14 protein-coding genes are annotated in these 14,975 nt (G+C 67.1%); 5 read left to right on the top strand and 9 right to left on the bottom strand.

The genetic code is table 11. From position 1 onward, the window contains the following. From ABT085_RS32390 to ABT085_RS32410, 5 genes are all read right to left on the bottom strand, one after another. Positions 1 to 1,400: DNA primase family protein (locus ABT085_RS32390; RefSeq protein ID WP_351615992.1), on the bottom strand; the 1,400-nt coding region annotated here is incomplete at its 3' end. Further along, positions 1,397 to 2,488: a bifunctional DNA primase/polymerase gene (locus ABT085_RS32395; protein ID WP_351615995.1), complete on the bottom strand. Its 1,092-nt coding sequence runs from the start codon at positions 2,486 to 2,488 to the stop codon at positions 1,397 to 1,399. The genes ABT085_RS32390 and ABT085_RS32395, both read right to left, overlap by 4 nt. 1,011 nt (positions 2,489 to 3,499) lie before the next feature. After that, positions 3,500 to 3,886, bottom strand: coding sequence for a DUF6009 family protein (locus ABT085_RS32400; protein WP_351615998.1), 387 nt, complete (start codon positions 3,884 to 3,886; stop codon positions 3,500 to 3,502). A gap of 151 nt (positions 3,887 to 4,037) precedes the next feature. Continuing rightward, a complete protein-coding gene (locus ABT085_RS32405) occupies positions 4,038 to 5,630 on the bottom strand; it encodes a DNA primase family protein (RefSeq protein ID WP_351616000.1) in 1,593 nt (530 codons plus the stop codon). Continuing rightward, a complete protein-coding gene (locus ABT085_RS32410) occupies positions 5,627 to 6,640 on the bottom strand; it encodes a bifunctional DNA primase/polymerase (protein ID WP_351616021.1) in 1,014 nt (337 codons plus the stop codon). Before ABT085_RS32410 ends, ABT085_RS32405 begins: the two co-directional genes overlap by 4 nt. Before the next feature lie 733 nt (positions 6,641 to 7,373). Between ABT085_RS32410 and ABT085_RS32415 the strand changes: the two genes are divergently transcribed. The 4 genes from ABT085_RS32415 to ABT085_RS46800 all read left to right on the top strand — a co-directional run bounded on the left by ABT085_RS32415 (position 7,374) and on the right by ABT085_RS46800 (position 9,083). Continuing rightward, positions 7,374 to 7,697 (top strand): DUF6896 domain-containing protein, encoded by a 324-nt coding sequence (locus ABT085_RS32415; RefSeq protein WP_351616003.1) that lies wholly within the window; start codon positions 7,374 to 7,376, stop codon positions 7,695 to 7,697. Positions 7,698 to 7,992: 295 nt separating this feature from the next. After that, positions 7,993 to 8,454, top strand: a complete 462-nt coding sequence (locus ABT085_RS32420; RefSeq protein WP_351616006.1) for an SMI1/KNR4 family protein — start codon at positions 7,993 to 7,995, stop codon at positions 8,452 to 8,454. Between the two features lie 282 nt (positions 8,455 to 8,736). After that, entirely contained in the window at positions 8,737 to 8,880 is a 144-nt protein-coding gene (locus ABT085_RS46795; RefSeq protein ID WP_502982855.1) for a hypothetical protein, read from the top strand. Beyond that, positions 8,877 to 9,083: a hypothetical protein gene (locus ABT085_RS46800; RefSeq protein WP_502982856.1), complete on the top strand. Its 207-nt coding sequence runs from the start codon at positions 8,877 to 8,879 to the stop codon at positions 9,081 to 9,083. Before ABT085_RS46795 ends, ABT085_RS46800 begins: the two co-directional genes overlap by 4 nt. Before the next feature lie 779 nt (positions 9,084 to 9,862). On the opposite strand, the gene ABT085_RS32430 is transcribed toward ABT085_RS46800, so the two are convergent. From ABT085_RS32430 to ABT085_RS32445, 4 genes are read right to left on the bottom strand one after another with little or no spacing between them, the layout of a single operon-like run. Beyond that, the gene (locus ABT085_RS32430) at positions 9,863 to 11,083 is read right to left on the bottom strand and encodes a tyrosine-type recombinase/integrase (protein ID WP_351616009.1); all 1,221 of its coding nucleotides are present in this window, start codon (positions 11,081 to 11,083) and stop codon (positions 9,863 to 9,865) included. Then, entirely contained in the window at positions 11,056 to 11,541 is a 486-nt protein-coding gene (locus tag ABT085_RS32435; protein ID WP_351616011.1) for a hypothetical protein, read from the bottom strand. Before ABT085_RS32435 ends, ABT085_RS32430 begins: the two co-directional genes overlap by 28 nt. Before the next feature lie 9 nt (positions 11,542 to 11,550). Then, positions 11,551 to 12,039, bottom strand: coding sequence for a hypothetical protein (locus ABT085_RS32440; RefSeq protein WP_351616013.1), 489 nt, complete (start codon positions 12,037 to 12,039; stop codon positions 11,551 to 11,553). Further along, on the bottom strand, positions 12,036 to 13,280 hold the full coding sequence (locus ABT085_RS32445) for a tyrosine-type recombinase/integrase (protein ID WP_351616016.1): 1,245 nt from the start codon (positions 13,278 to 13,280) through the stop codon (positions 12,036 to 12,038). Before ABT085_RS32445 ends, ABT085_RS32440 begins: the two co-directional genes overlap by 4 nt. Positions 13,281 to 13,853: 573 nt before the next feature. Here ABT085_RS32445 and ABT085_RS32450 point away from each other — a divergent pair. Beyond that, a complete protein-coding gene (locus ABT085_RS32450) occupies positions 13,854 to 14,660 on the top strand; it encodes a hypothetical protein (protein ID WP_351616018.1) in 807 nt (268 codons plus the stop codon). Positions 14,661 to 14,975 lie beyond the last annotated feature (315 nt).

Raw genomic sequence — 14,975 nt, forward strand, 5'->3', positions numbered from 1 at the left:
ACAGGGTTGGCACCTTCGAAACCGCACCAGCGAGTGTACGCACCGTACAACTGCGCCTGCTCGGCGCGCATACTGTCCTCGACCTTGCACGACTCCGTCAGGAACCTGCCCACATGGTCCTCGGTCTCGGCGTACGCGGTCGTGGCGACCTGGACCCGCACCGGCCCCGCCAGGTTCTTGTCGCCGGCGAAGTAGCGCCGGGCACCCTCCACCAGCCAGGCCAGGATGCCGGGGCCTTCCTCCCGCACCAGAACACTCGCCAAGTTGTCGATCTTGCGTTCCTCGGGAACCACCTGTTCGAAGGGGATCAGACGCATCCGCCGCCAGAACGCGAAGCCGCCCGTGTTGACCTCGGGACGGTGGTTGCCCAGCAGCCACAGCTTGTGCGTCGGATGGAAGGAGAAGAAGTCCTGCCGCATACGACGGGCCTTGAGCTTGTCACCGCCCGTCAAAAGCTTCACCCGGGCCTCGTCGAAACGGTCACCGGGCTTGAGCTCCGAGCAGACGATAATGCGCCGCCCGTGCAGCTCGGCCAGATCGGTGGGGTGCCCCTCGAACACCTTCGCCATCAGGAAGCCCGGCGGAGCAGCGTCGGCATAATCCCCCATGAGCTGCAGCATCACATCCAGCAGCACACTCTTGCCGTTCTTGCCCTGCCCGTACAGAAACGGCATCACCTGCGCCCCCACATCCCCTGAGATGGAATACCCCAACAGCAGGTGCAGGAAATCCGCCGTCCGACGGCCCTCGGCATCCGTGCCGAACGTATCGTCGAGAAAACGCTGCCAACGCGGCGTGGGCATCACATGCGGTGCGACCGTGGTCGACCGGGAATGATGCTGCGTAGCCGGATCCGGGGGCACAAGACCGCCTGTACGCAGGTCCACCACACCCTCCGGCGTACACAGGGCATACGGATCGGCGTCCAGCAGCGACGTATTCATCACCATGCCCGGAGACGCCTTCGCCTGCATCAACAACGCGCTCATGCCCGACGTGGACAGCGCACGACGACGGTGCCGGCGCAGCTCGGCGGCGGTGTACACCCCGGTCGGATCGGTGACGGCAATGGCTTCGGCCATCTCCCCCACCGCCCACAGGACCGTTTCTTCCTCGTCCAACTGCCACCGATGCCCCGCCCACCGGTACCAGCCCAGACCCGGAACATGCCGATAATCACGCCCGTAAAGCTCCACGAACAGCTTGGCATTACCCCGGTCACTCAGGGAGTCCGGCAACAGCCCCACGGGCGTGGCGGTCTGATGAGGGGAGGGCGCGGGGGCCGTGGCCTGAGCGGGAACGCCCGGGATCGTGAGGGCCTGCTGAATGGGGCCCTGAAGGATCTGCTGCGCGGCGGCCGCCGCATCGAAAGCGCCCGGACCGCGGGAGAGCGAGGTCATGCAAGATGTCCTTCGATGTGCAGCGGCCGCCGGACCCCGGCATCGAGCCCGCTCCGGATGATCTGGGTCGAACCCCTCTCCTGACCGGGCCGGGCGTAGTCCGCCGCTCCTTTCAGGACACGCTCCAAGTCGCTGATGGTGGCGTAGCCGCCGGCGGCCAGCCCGCCCGCGGTGTAGGCGGCCCGGCTGAGCCTGTCACTGAAAACCGTGTCTTCGGACACCGTGGTGCACTCGAGCACCTCACGGAGCGCGGACTCCAGGATCTGGGCCGCGCGGCTGCGGTCGCCACCCGCCGCTATGACGGCCTGCCGGGCGCGTTGCGGGAGGACACGCAGACGGGGGGCGCGCCGTTGCTGGGGCAGGTCCAGATGACCGGTGCGGGTCAGCTCGACGGCCAGCCATTCGGGCAGCCTCCTGGGTACTCTCACCGGGCCGATCGGCGTGTATGTGCCGGCGCCGGTGGTGGTACCGGGAGCGACGACGTATCCCCCGCCGGCCCGGACGGTGACCTGCCAGGCCAGGGCCTGGGTGGGGCCTGAACCTGTCGAGGAGCGGAACTGGCGTCTGTCGTCGGTGCGGTACCAGATGTGCAAGCCTCCCGAGGGAGTCCGCACTCTCAGCGTCTGTTCGTCGTCCGCGGGATCCGGTTTCCCGCGGAGTGCGGCCAGCAGAGCGAGCGTATGGAACCCGTGCCGGAGGCCGTCCAGGTCGACTTGGTCATGGATCTCGACACCCGGAAGAAGTCTGTCCCTGCCGGGCAGCGACGTGGTGCGGGCATCGACGTCCAGAACGACGAGCCCTGAGGGACCGCAGGCCACTGCGACGCCGAAGTGAGGGTTGCCCGACCACCAGGCTTCGACGCGGTCCCGGTCCGTCGTCGCGGCGTGGCTGCCGTGGCACCGCAGGCCCGCGACGATCCAGAGGCAGTCCACGGGAGTGTGAGCATTGTGCTGACAGGCAGCGCAGTCGGGCGCGGGGGTCTTGCTGGCAGGAGCCAGCGGAAGCACCGGCCAGCCCTGGGCCGCACACCAGCGGGCGATGCTCAGCATGTCGAAACGCCAGTCGGCGCGCCGGTCGTTATCGGCCATGCGCGGAGCACCTCACCTCGTTCAGTCGCTGGTCCTGTAAGCCCCGCTGAAGAACATTGCCAAGGAAGAAGTCCTGGTCAGTTGGTGGCACTGGCTGTCGGAGCGACCGAAGCGACTCAACTTCCAAAACGGGTCAACACAACGTAGCCGAGGACCCGTCCGGATTGCTTCAAGCCTCACACCAGGCGAGCCTCAGCGACCGAGCCCCCGTCCAGCGGCTCGCGCACTGAGTCGCTGAACCTTCAGTCACTGGGGAAAATCCCAGGTCAGGCGGCGTTTGTGGCCCGGCCCAGCGACCCAAGCGACTCTCGGTTCCATGTATGACGCGCACACCCGCATCCTCGAACGTGGACATATACCGGAACCTGAGTCGCTTCAGTCGCTGATTGCCCCGCCCCACCCTTCTGACCTGCATATTCATCAGCTACTGAAGCTGAGCGACCCAAGCGACCGAGAGGTCGGGCGCAACACGAAAAGACATGCGGCACGGCCTTATCGGGTAGCTCCCTCACCCGAAGGGGCAAAGACTGTGTTCCTGAGTCAGGCGCCCCTTTTGCCAATTTTTTCCCGCCATTCACCTCGGCGCTGACTGCTCGAACGACCGAGACGGCTGAAGTCCGAAAATGCGCTCACCGAAACGGCGGCGCCGACGTGGATCGCCGAAACCGCTCGCTCATGTCTGGGGCCACATCACGGAGTGGTGGTGCGCTGGACATGAGAAGCCCGTCCCCCTGCTGCTCCGTGTCCCGGGCAAGGAAGTCATCAGCCGGCTGCGGGAACCCAGTTCTCGAGGCGGGGCGCCGGAGCGCCTACGTCACCACGAGGACTGCAGGCCGAGAAGAACTGTCTCTCACCGGGCACCGGCAAGACGTGGGCGACGGCCACCCGTCCGCTTCGAGCTCGATCTGCGGAGATCGGACGGGGCTGATGGGCTCCGAGAAGACCTACGCCCGACGCCCGGTGGCGGCGGCGCCGATCGGCCGTATGCCGAGCAGCCGCGCTCCGTCCCGGTCAGGCCCCGGCCGCTGCTATGTCCGCAGCGCGGCCGCGCTGCGAACGGGGAGTCTTCGCGCCGACCCTGCCCGGCTTGATGGTCCTGGGGTCGATGGCCTCACCGGGAGCGCCCACCTCGTAGTCCCCGGTCGGGTCGCTGTCCCTGTCGTGCGGCAGGAGGAAGAACGTCCGCCGGGCGAACAGCCCGCTGTCCGGGTCGCGTTCGGCGTCCTGAGCCAGGTTGGTGTAACCGACAAGACGTCCGTCACGGTCGTAGCGGGGCTTGCCCCGCCGAGTGTTCACCTTGTCCAGGGCCTGGCGCACGTAGTCCAGGTTCTCCGGGCTCTCCAGCCACACCACTTCTGCTTCACCGGTGAGCTGGCTGTCTTGCAGCATCGAGCTCATGGCCGCAGACCCTCCTGGTTCCTGTCGCCCGTAGCCCGGCCGGCGGGGGCGTTCGTGTTGCTCGATCCATGGCACCACGGCGGACTCTGATCGGCGTGGCGCACTACATGGTACGGGCAGCAGTACACGTACCCCAGGGCTTGCGCGTTCGTCACTGCCGCTCCCCCCGTCCGTGCCCGTGGTCGCTCGCCCCGTGTCCATCACTGTCGGCACGCAGCGCGATACCGGGATAGAGCTTCTTGTCGTTGTTCTTGATCATCTCGGTGGGCGAGGACAGCCCGACCTCCTGGCGGATCCGGCCGGCGAACGTCCGGCTGGTGGCCGGGCGGATGCTCTCCTCCCCGCACCAGCGTGCATAGGTCTCGTAGAGGAGCTTCTGCTCCACCCGCAGGTCCGCGTTCAGCCGCCCGCCATGGCCCACGACGCAGCGCTCCGTGATGAAGCGCCCGATGTGGTCCTCGGTCTTCTCGTACGCCTCGGTCGCCAGGCGGACGGACGAAGGCCCGCTCAGGGGGTCCCGCGAGGAGAGATAGCCCTGGGCCCCCTCGATCAACCACTGCAGAATGCCCGGTCCCTCGTCACGGACCAGTTCGGCGGCCAGATTGTCGATCTTGCGCTCGTCAGGGACCTTGCGCTCGAACGGAATCAGTCGCATACGGCGCCAGAACGCGTAACCGCCGGTGCCCACCTCGGGCCGGTGATTGCCCAGCAGCCACAGCTTGTGCGTCGGCGTGAAGGTGAAGAAGTTCTGCCTCATGCGCCGTGCCGTGATGGCGTCACCACCGGTGAGCAGCTTGACCCGGGCCTCGTTGAACTTGTCGTTCGGCTTGAGCTCGCTGCAGACCACGATCCGCCGGCCGTGCAGTTCCGTCAGCTCCGTGGAGTGTTCGGTGAACTTGCCCTTCTCCATGAGGAAACCGGGCGGGGCGGCGTTCGCGTAGTCGCCAAGAATCTGCATCATCACGTCCAGCAGGACGGACTTGCCGTTGGCTCCCGACCCGTAGAGGAACGGCAACACCTGCGCGCCGACATCGCCGGTGACGGAGTAACCCAGCAGCAGGTGCAGGAAGCGAGTGGTCTCGATGCCCTTCTCGTCGTCCCCGAAGGTGTCCCTCAGGAAGCTCTCCCAGCGCGGGATGGGCATCTTCTGCGGGCCGACCGACGTGGCACGCGAGTGCATGTCCACCAGGGGGTTGGGCTTGCGCAGTTCACCGGTCCTCAGGTCGACGACGCCGGTGGGCGTGCACAGGACGTAGATGTCCCCGTCGAGGACGTCCGGGTCCAGGCTCAGGCCGGGGGCCGCCTGCGCCTGCTGGAGGAGCGCCTTGACACCCGATGTGGACTGCGTGCGGCGGCGGTGGGCTTCCAGCTTGCCGTCGCTGAACTTCCCGCGTGGGTCGGTCTCGGGAATCTGCTCGGCCATGTCGCCGGCTGCCCAGATCGCCGCCTTCTCCCCGCCGGTGCGCCGCCAGCGGTACTGGTCCCAGGTGAACCATCCCAGGCCCTCGACATGGCGGAAACGATCGCTGTACAGACGTGCGAACAGCTTCGCGTTGCCCCGGTCCGTCAACTCGTCCGGGAACGCGCCCGATTCAGCGACCGCCGCCGTACGGATGCTCCCGCTCTGCTGGGCCGGAAGCGTCGGCTGTCCCAGCTGACTCACCGGACCGAAGTCGAGGGTCTGCTGATGGATCTGCTCGGCGGCCAGCACCGCGTCGAAGGGGGCATGCTCGGCGCTGCTCATGAGCGTCCTCGCGGATGGAACGGGCGCTGAGCGCCGGCGGACAGTGCGGAGTTGATGATCGACTGACTGCGCTGTTCCTGGTACGGCCTGGCGTGGGTGGCTGCCTCCAGCAGCTGTTCACGGACTTCGGCCTCGGTGACGTGCCCGCCCTGCACCAGGCCGCCTGCGGTGTAGGCCGCCCTGTTGAGCTTCTCCGTGAACCCCGCCCCCTCGGCGACGGCACCACATGCACGGACGTCCTCCAGCAGGGGCTCCAGGACCCGGCCGGCCCGCTTGGGCGCACGCCTCGCCCTCGGCAACTCCTGCACGGCCTGGGAAACCCGCTCGGAGGGAACGTGGCCGGTGCGCGCCAGATCGGCTGCCAGCCATCCAGGCAGCGGGGCGGGCTGACGTGCCTCTCCGACCGGCGTGTAGGTACCCGCGGTCGTGCGAGTGGTCGGGGCGACGATGTATCCCCCGTCGGACCGTACGTCGACCTGCCATGCGAGAGCCGTCCTCGGGCTCGAACCGACGGAGGAGCGGTAGCGGGTGCCCGGATCGGGATTGCGGTACCAGATGTGCAGGCCGCCCGACGGGGTACGCACCCTCAGTGTCTGGGTGTCGTCCGCCGGACTCGGTTCGCCCCGCAGCGCGGCCAGGAGCGCGAGGGTGTCGAAACCGGTGGCCAGGCCGGTGAGGGTGACCTCGGGCCCGATCGGGATGCCCGGTAGCAGGCGCGAGCGGTCGGGCACGTCCGCGGCGTGCGCGTCGACGTCGATGACGACCAGGTCGGCCGGCCCGCACGAGACCCCGACCCCGAAACGGGGCTGGGCCGTCCACCAGGCGTCGATCTGCGCGGCGGATGTCGTCGCCGCGTGGAAACCGTGACACCACCGGCCGGCAGCGGGACAGGTGCAGTCACCGACCGCGTGTCGTTCCGTCCTGCACCGCTCGCAGTTCGCGGCCGGAGTCTTCTGCCACGGAGCCAAGGGATGGACCGGCCAGCCCTGGCCCGCGCACCAGCGGGCCACGGCGTGCGGCTCCGCTGTCCCCGCAGGGGCGACCGAGGATGTCGCAACGTGGCGTGACACTTGGCGTCCTTGTCGATCTCTGGCTGGAGGCTGCGCCAGTCCCGGGCGAGTGCTGCCTGGTCAGCCTCTGCGAGGCGGGGCCGACGGGACTGACGGGACTGAGATTTTCAGCATGCGGAACTGAAGATTACCGCACCAATGTGACGCAGACGGGCGAGTGTGTTGAGCGTGTCGAAAGCTCAGTCCCGTCAGTCCCTTTGTCCCGGTGTGGGCGGGCGGGCAGTGAGGCGCAGCGTGGGGCGGGACTGAACGGGGCTCTTCGGTCCCGTTCAGTCCCGCCTGAGAAAACCCCAGATCAAGGCGGCTTTCCCCACTCCCGACGGGACTGACGGGACTGAGTGCGGGAGTTATCAGCTGAGTAGCACTGAGTACCTCCTGACCTGCGCTGTTGTGTACGCGAGCGCGCATGCACGCGCGCATCATGGCAATAACTACTGAGGTCAGTCCCGTCAGTCCCGTGGCTGGGGAGCAAAACACCTCTGACCTGCGCTTTTCTCAGGCGGGACTGAACGGGACCGAAGAGCCCCGTTCAGTCCCGCCCCACGCTGCGCCGGCCATTCCATCGGCTCCGCCGTCTGCACCGACCCGAGTCCCGTCGGTCCCGTCGGTCCCGTCTCCCTCTGCCGACGTCGGTACGACTGTCGCTGACGTTCCGCGGACAGCGGCTCTGGGAGTGGCGATCCTCTCGATTGAGCGACTGGCGGACGTCGTCGGCCTGTCCCGTTCGCGCCGCATCAGCCGAAGTGATCGCATCGGCATCCATTCCTACGAGGTTCATGGAGCAGGGTGCCGCTTCGTTGGCGACAACGGCACTGAGGTCGATGTGGACTTCGCAGCCGACGGGAGCGAAGTCTTCGACCTCTGGCGGCTGCGCGGGTATGGGTTGAGCCTGCCGGAGCCGCTTGACGTCACAGATCAGGACATGCGGTCCGCAGTGCGATCGCTGCAACCACTTCTGACCGAGGTACGGCCGGGGTGGTTCAGCGTAACCAACTGATGCTTCAGGACGAGGTTGGTAGGCGGCGGTACTTGTCGAAGTCGTAGCCCTGGTCGGCGTACAGGCGCCGAGCCTACGGCGCGGGCGTCGTAAGCCGCGCCGGTCTGCTGCCATCCACCCTCGACAACGCCGCCATGCCGCTGCCGCTCGTCCTGGATCTGAGCAGCGGCACCGGCGTGCTGCTGGACTGGCCGTCCGGACGGCCAGCGCGGCACTGCTGGAATCTCTCGGACGCCTGCTGGACGAACCTCGATGGACTTTTCCGGACTAAGACTCCGGTGTGAGGAAGCCGCGAATGCGCCTGGCTAAGCTCTCGATCATGTGGAAACAAGCAGTCCAGGAGGTCTTTCCTGAGGCAGGCTTCCAGGAGCCGGCACGGGTGTCCGAGATCGTCGAAGCCGAGAAGCGGCTTGGGCGAACGCTGCCTGAGGAGCTCAGGCAGTTGCTTCTCGAGAGCAACGGGGTGATCGGACGCACCCACGTAGACACCGTCTGGACCGTCGACCAGATCGTCCAGCAGAACCTGCTCTTCTGGTCTGACGAATCCTTCGCCCAGCTGTATATGTCTTTCGATGCCCTCCTGTTCTTTGGGGACAACGGAGGCGGTGATCAGTTCGCCTTGGTGCAGAAGCCCGAGCGTCCAGACGTGTTCGTCTGGGAACACGAGAGCGACAGCCGCAGGTGGGTGGCCAACAACCTGCGGGACTACCTGGGGCGTTCGCTTCGCACTGGCGGAGACGACTGGTATCGGCTGTAAGCCACCGTCGGTGACCTAATGCCGAGGCGGAGCTGTCACTGGTCAGTCGTCTTCAGCACCCGGGGAAGGTGGACGTGGTGGTGCTCGACTTCGACCTCACGGCCGCGTTCACGAAGGGCTCGCGCAAGGATTTCAGTGAGGCCGCTGGCCCTTTTCCGGGCTAAGAAACGATCAAGGTTTGTGCGCTCGGGCCGGGGTGTTGAAGCCGCCGCACGTGGGCGGTGTCAGCCCGGCACCCGAGGTGCCGACTCGTCCCATCACCACCCCTGCGATTATTGGGTCGTGAGTTACGACCTTGCTGTGTGGGACGGTGAGCACCCGTTCGATGACGATGCGGCGGGGTCGACCTTCGATGAGTTGTACGAGCGCTACCTCGAATCGGAGGATGCGGCTGTGCCGCCCTCCCTCGCATCGATGTCTCTGTGAACGCCTTGATCGAGCGCTATCCGGAGGATGGCCGTGACAGTCCATGGGCATCTCCTCCGGTCATCGATGAAGCCTCGGGACCGATCGTGTACCTGCTCATGTCCTACGGCAGGGCCGAAGAAGTCTCCGAGTACGCCGCTGCGCTGGCGCGCGAGTACGGGCTGATCTGCTTTGACCCGCAAGGAGAAACGCTGCGGTCCTAATTCGCCCAGATCAACAGTCAAGGCAGGGGCTTGGCCCATCCTCGGGGGCCGATACGCAATCGACTGCGGGGCAATGAGAGGTGCTTGTGATGTTCGCTGGGGGAACCGCCCGGCTGCTGGTCAGGAACGACGGTGAAGCACCGCTGGAGCTGACCGTGGAGCCGTGGGCAGATGCCTACCAGCTCCTGCCGGGGCAGACCTGCACCTCACTCGTCGGCAGAAGACGGTTCTTGGTCCGGAACGCTGCGTGGGGACGAGCCATTCCAGGTTGACCATCGGCAGGATTCAGTCACGGTGTGGGCCAACGGCAACTGCTTCCACCTCAGTGACATGGCGGGCGATGCGATCGATGCGGCCGACTGGCAGTGCCCGGTCCTGGGCAGCGGACCTGAAAAGTAGCTGGGCTCGACCAGGTGACCACGGTAGCGAGACCGGCCCCGCCTGGGGCGGGGCCGGTCTGCTTCAGCGGTGGAAGGTGGTCAGTCGGGCAGTCCGGGTTCTCCTGTATCGAGTTGAGGCGTTGGCGCGTTGTCGGTGAAGACGGACATCCCGAGGTCGACCAGTTGAGGGCGTCCATCCGCGGGGGTGTTCTTGAGGCTGTTGAGCTTCGACATCGCGGCGTCAAGGCTGACCTGGAGTCCTTCGACTTCTCCGAGCCAGCCGTTGCCGCGGGCCTCGCGGATGCGGTCGCGGAGGTTCTGGATGATCTCGATGAGGCGGCCACGCTGGCGGGGATCGATCTGGAGGACCGGGCAGCGGATGCAGGCATGCTCGTGCTTTCAGGGGGTTCCGTAGGGCCGTCCGCAGGTGCCGAGGGACACCTTGCGGAGCTCGAAGTGCTGCTGGAAGTCGCGCCACTCCTGCTCGGTGGGCTCGCGGTACTCCTCCTGTGGCCGGTCGGCTCGGCGCCGCTCCAGGAAGCTGCGGTAGGTGCGCACGAGGTCGTCCTGAAAGACGGCGAGGTATGCCTGGGTGGTGGTCAGCGTCTTGTGGCCGAGGACGCGGGCGGCGATGTGGACGGGCAGCCCTCCGGTGACGGCCTCGGTGGCGAACATGCGGCGGAAGTCGTGCGGGGTGTAGCGCAGGGGCTCGCTGGCAGCGTCGCGTAGGCCGGTGGCCGCGAGGGTGCGGTCGAGGAGGCGTTTGATGCCGGTCTCGTTCAAGACCTGGGCCTGCCAGTAGGGCCGGCGCTGGAAGAGGTGGGGGAGCTGCGGGCCGGTGACGCGTTCGTGGTGGTCGTAGCGGGCGACCAGTGGGATGTTGCCGTCGTTCGTATCGCGCAGGCGCTTGACGATGGTGGCCAGGACGCTGGCCAGCTCGGGGCTGACGAGCAGGAGCCGTTCCTCGTTGCTCTTGGGCGGCACGATCTGGAGCAGTGGGACGATCTCGCTGGTGTCGGGGAGCTTGTAGGAGACCAGGGCGAGGTGGGTCAGCTCGGTCAGTTCTTCAGCACGGACGCCGGTGTGGCGGAGGGTCTCGATGACTGCCCAGGCCCAGAAGGCGTCGTCTTCGACGCTGCTCTGGTTGATCCGGCGTCCGGTGCTGTCGATCTCCTTGATGTAGACGTGCTGGGAGCCGTGATCCAGGCGGCTGGGGATCTGGTTGACCTTGGGCAGAATGCGCAGGTAGCGGGTGCCCTCGTGTTCGAAGACCTCTTCGAAGGGGGTGGCTCGGGCGGCTTCCAGCAGGACGGCTGCCTCGCTACGGACGCGCTCTGCGGTTTCCAGCAGGACTGGCAGATGGGGCAGGCGTTCACGGACGCGCTGGTGAATCCGTGAGTGGACCTGGGCGACGATCTTGTGGTTGCCCGCGCCGTCGCCGCGGGTGATCGGACTGGGGACTGCCCACTGAGCCCAGAACGGGTCGTCATGAGCCCACTCCTGAATGTCAAGGTAGAAGCCACGAACGCGCATCATCACGTCGATGCGGGAGCGGCGCTCGCGCACCTGCCCGCTCTTGTCGGTGTAGGTCGTCAGCCGTTCCTTCCACCCGTCGACCACGTCCTGGGGCAGGCGCAGGTGTCGATGCCGGGATGGTGGGCCTCAATGTCCGCCCGGAAGACGCCGGCCAACTCGCTCACCAGCCCGCGGAAGGTCCCGTAGTCGACGCCTGGACGGCGCTCTTCGAGGTAGCGGACCAGCATGTTGCGGACGGGTGTGGACTGGAGGTTGTAGGCGTCGACCAGTTCCGCAGTGGGTCGCTGGCCGTGTCGCAGCGCGTCCTTGAGAGTGTCCTTGGAGTCGATGACGCCGATGCCGCGCAACAGGTCCCAGGCGGGGTGGGTGCCCACATAGGCTTCGCCGCGGTCCCGGCGGGCGACGGCACGCCGGTGGAAGATGTCTTCGCCGGTGAGTTCTTCCAGGTCACGTCCGGTATGCAGGATGATCGCGGAGATCACTCGCAGGCCCTCGTCGATGTGCCGTGACGTCATGCCGAGTTCGGCCCCGTACTCACGCATGCGGTCGAGTCAGCCGGCGGGGAACATCCGCTGGACGTCCTTGAGCAGCGTCAGAGCCTTGAAGCGGCGGAGGAAGCCGTGGCGGGGCAGCACGATCTTGCTGATCATCAGGCTGTTCAGGCCCATGAGGATTTCGCTGCGCCGGGACTCTTCGCAGCGTGGGTCGCCCTCGGTCAGGGCGCCGACCCACTCCTTGCCGCGGTCGGCGTCGGCGGCCAGCCAGCCCTCCCCGGGGTGGGTCAACAGCCAGTCGAGAATCTTCGCCGCTCCGGCGAGACGCCGGGTGCCGGGAGCAACTCCGCGGCTGTACGTTCGCTGCGGCCAGGCTGGCAAGGTGGGCAGCAGGGCGAGGACCTCGTCCCGGCTGAGCCGGTCGTGCGAGCCGATGCGATCCTCGTCAGCCTTCAGATCGCGCTCGACGAACAGCCGCCGCGGCGGCGTAGGGCCGGTCCCCGCGCATCGAATCGAGTTGGCGCGGCGTGGTGCCTGGCGGGTCACGCCGCACCCCCGCCAAAGAGAACGTCCAGATCGCCCGCGTCGTAGCCCACTGCGACGGGTGGGGCGGGTCGATGCGCCCGTTCCTTTAGCTCGGCCAGGTGCTCTTGAACACGTCGGATGACCTGGGACTCTTCTTCCACCAGGTAGACGTCGGCCGTCGTACTCAGGTGGGCGTGACCGAGGATGGTTTGCACGTCCCGCAGTGACAAGCTCTCGTCGCGAGCAATCCGCAGGGCGGCAGTGTGCCGCAGATCGTGCATCGACCAGTTCGTACCTAGCAGCGCGTTGACCCTGCGGAACACCGCGCGCAGAGCCTCGTAGTTCATGGGCTGGTAGGCCAGCCCCTCACCGTGGTCCCGGCGGCGAAGGGTCCACCACAGTGGGAGCTGGGGATCGGCCGGCGGTCCTTCGGCGAGGTAGAGGCGGGTCCAGACGAATGCCTCCGGGCTGGCCGGCAGCCACTGCTCAGCCAAGGTGCCCTTGCGCACGACCCGCATGAGCTGGTCGCCCCAGTCGAGGTCGACTCCGCGAACACCCAGCAGCTCCGCCGCGCGGGCGCCGTTGCTGACCGCCAGGGCCAGGATTGCCCGGTCGCGGTTCGAGCGAAGAGCCCCGAACAGCTCGTTCCACCGCTCGTCCGGCATCTGCCGGGGCCTGCGCCGGGGAACCTTGGGGTTGTAGCGCAGGCGCCCCTCACCCCGTCGGAAAGGCTCCAGCGGGTTGTGATGAGAGTGCAGCCGACGCCGTTCGGAACGTGCCAGCGGTACCGGATCGACCAGCGGACCGCCGCCCGACTCGATCCAGAAGTCGTAGAAACTGCGCAGTACGGCGTTGCTGTGCCGGATCGTCCGCGGCTTGTAGCGGTCATCCAGGTACGTCTTCTTCGTGATCGGATTCGTGGTCCCCGCAGTCGGCGCGGAGTGCGTACGCGCCGAACTGCGCGGCTTCGTCGCGGCCCTGAGCCACAGCACGAAGTCCCGCACCTCCTCCGAGGTCGCGCGGTTCCACTCGACCTCGACCACCCGCAGCCACCGCCACCAGCGCAGCAGGTCGTAGGCGTAGCTGCGTACGCTGCCGGTCCGGTTGTCCCGGGCGATGAAGTCGATCAGGAACCTGCGGACCGGCTGCACGACCTTCCCCTCCTCATCGAAGACCAGCCAGGGCACCACACCTGGGTCCGTAGCCACCCGCCCCCAGCGCGGGAGCTGGATGGCGCGGACGTCACGGGATTGCTCGTTCAACTCCGTTGCGCTCCTTCGTCGTCGGAATGCGCAACGTCTACCGACTAGACCAAGCGGGGGATGCGCAACCGCCCGGCGTGTCCTTCCGTCGTCCGGTCAACGACTCGGTGGCGGCCGCCACCGCAGAGGAGGCGGACCAGCGGTTGCGAGCCGAGTGGATCCGCCGCACGAGATGTCAGCCGTTCGAACACCCAGCCACGCCCGCCGCACTCCGCATCGAGGTGGTGGCCGGCGCCCCCGGGGACCGGGAACCCGTCGAAGTGCGGGTGCTGATCGACGACCGTACGGTGGCTCCGGCAGTGTTCCCCCGCGTCGCCCTTGGTCACCTCCTCGTTCCGTCAGCGACGACCCGCTTGACCGCACCGATGAGCGGTGCGGTACCACCACTCCCCCAGCTCGAACTGGCCCGTTCAAACAGCCGAGGCTCTCCGCCTGCGACCGCCGTCGAACTGGCTGGATGGAGCGGCCGACCAGGGGCTCAAGGGGTGAGGGGATCGCGGAAGTGACCGCTTCCTCCGACCGATTGAGGGATTCACAGAATGTGAATCCCTGTCCTCGAGGCACACTGTGAGCATGGCGCGATCCACACGAAAGCCGAACGATCCGAAGAAGCCCCTGCACAGAGCCCCTGTGCGTATCGGTCGCGTCGACAGTGCGGCAATCGTCGGGGAGCTCCGTCAGCTCCATGAGGTCGCTGAGGACGGCAACATCGAGCGAATGCCTGCGGATGAAGAGTTGTACGGGGCACTGCTGTACCTCGAGGCCAACTCAGAGGCGTTGAGGAACGAGGAGGCCCGACGAACCTCGGCGCTCGCCAGGGTCCAGCTGTGGGAATACCTACGCGAGCGAGCCGACATCCATCAGCAGCGGGCGGTCGAGGATGCCAGGAGAGCCGCCGTCGAGTGGTCGGACCTGGCACCCGCTCTCGCCGTGAGGGCTCCGAGCGCGGCCTACAACAAAGCGTTGCGCCTGCGGGCTTCTGTCATCGCGGACACCGCGCAGGAGAACGAGCCGCTGCGACGCACTCCGGAAGCGGTACTCGAAGCGGAACGACAAGCATCGGCACGAGCGGCAGCAGAGCGGCGTGCGACAGCAGAGGCCACTCGCCGGCACGCCCTGCTTGAGCCGGTTGCCAGGAGGCTCGTGGAACACCGGGCGGGACTCGATGACGATGACGAGGTCACGTACTGGCTCGACGAGATCGAAGCCGTACTGCCCAACTGCCACACTCCCACCCAGTTCGTCAGCCTGCAGACGTACGTTCGGGCCTTTGTGCGGGGGCTTCGGAAGACCGAACGCGGCACTGCCCGCCCAGCTGGAACGACGGAAGACGCCCGCCTTGCGTATGCGGCTGCGGCCGAACTCGTCACCGAGGCCTGAATCCCTCCGGGCCCGGCCTCGGCGGTCACGGCGGCACGGGACCGAGCCAGGATCACGTAACCGGCCCGGGGCGCACGGCGACTACTTCGAGTCGAGGATGTCGCGAGCCCCCGCTCCCCCGCCCGTCGGTCCGGAGCTGTCTGTCGGCCAGCCGCATCTGTGATCAAGCACCGCACACTGATCGTCATGAGGTGGCGGGCGATCCGTACTGTGCCCACCGTCCGCCGCCGGCGGGCACACCCCTTTGGGCTTGGATCGCCGTGGGGGGGGGTTTAGACCGAATAAACAACCAACCGAACCCCCGAGCGGAAAAGT

Origin of the sequence: Streptomyces sp. NPDC002265 (assembly GCF_040296125.1) — a bacterium.
Classification (GTDB): domain Bacteria; phylum Actinomycetota; class Actinomycetes; order Streptomycetales; family Streptomycetaceae; genus Streptomyces.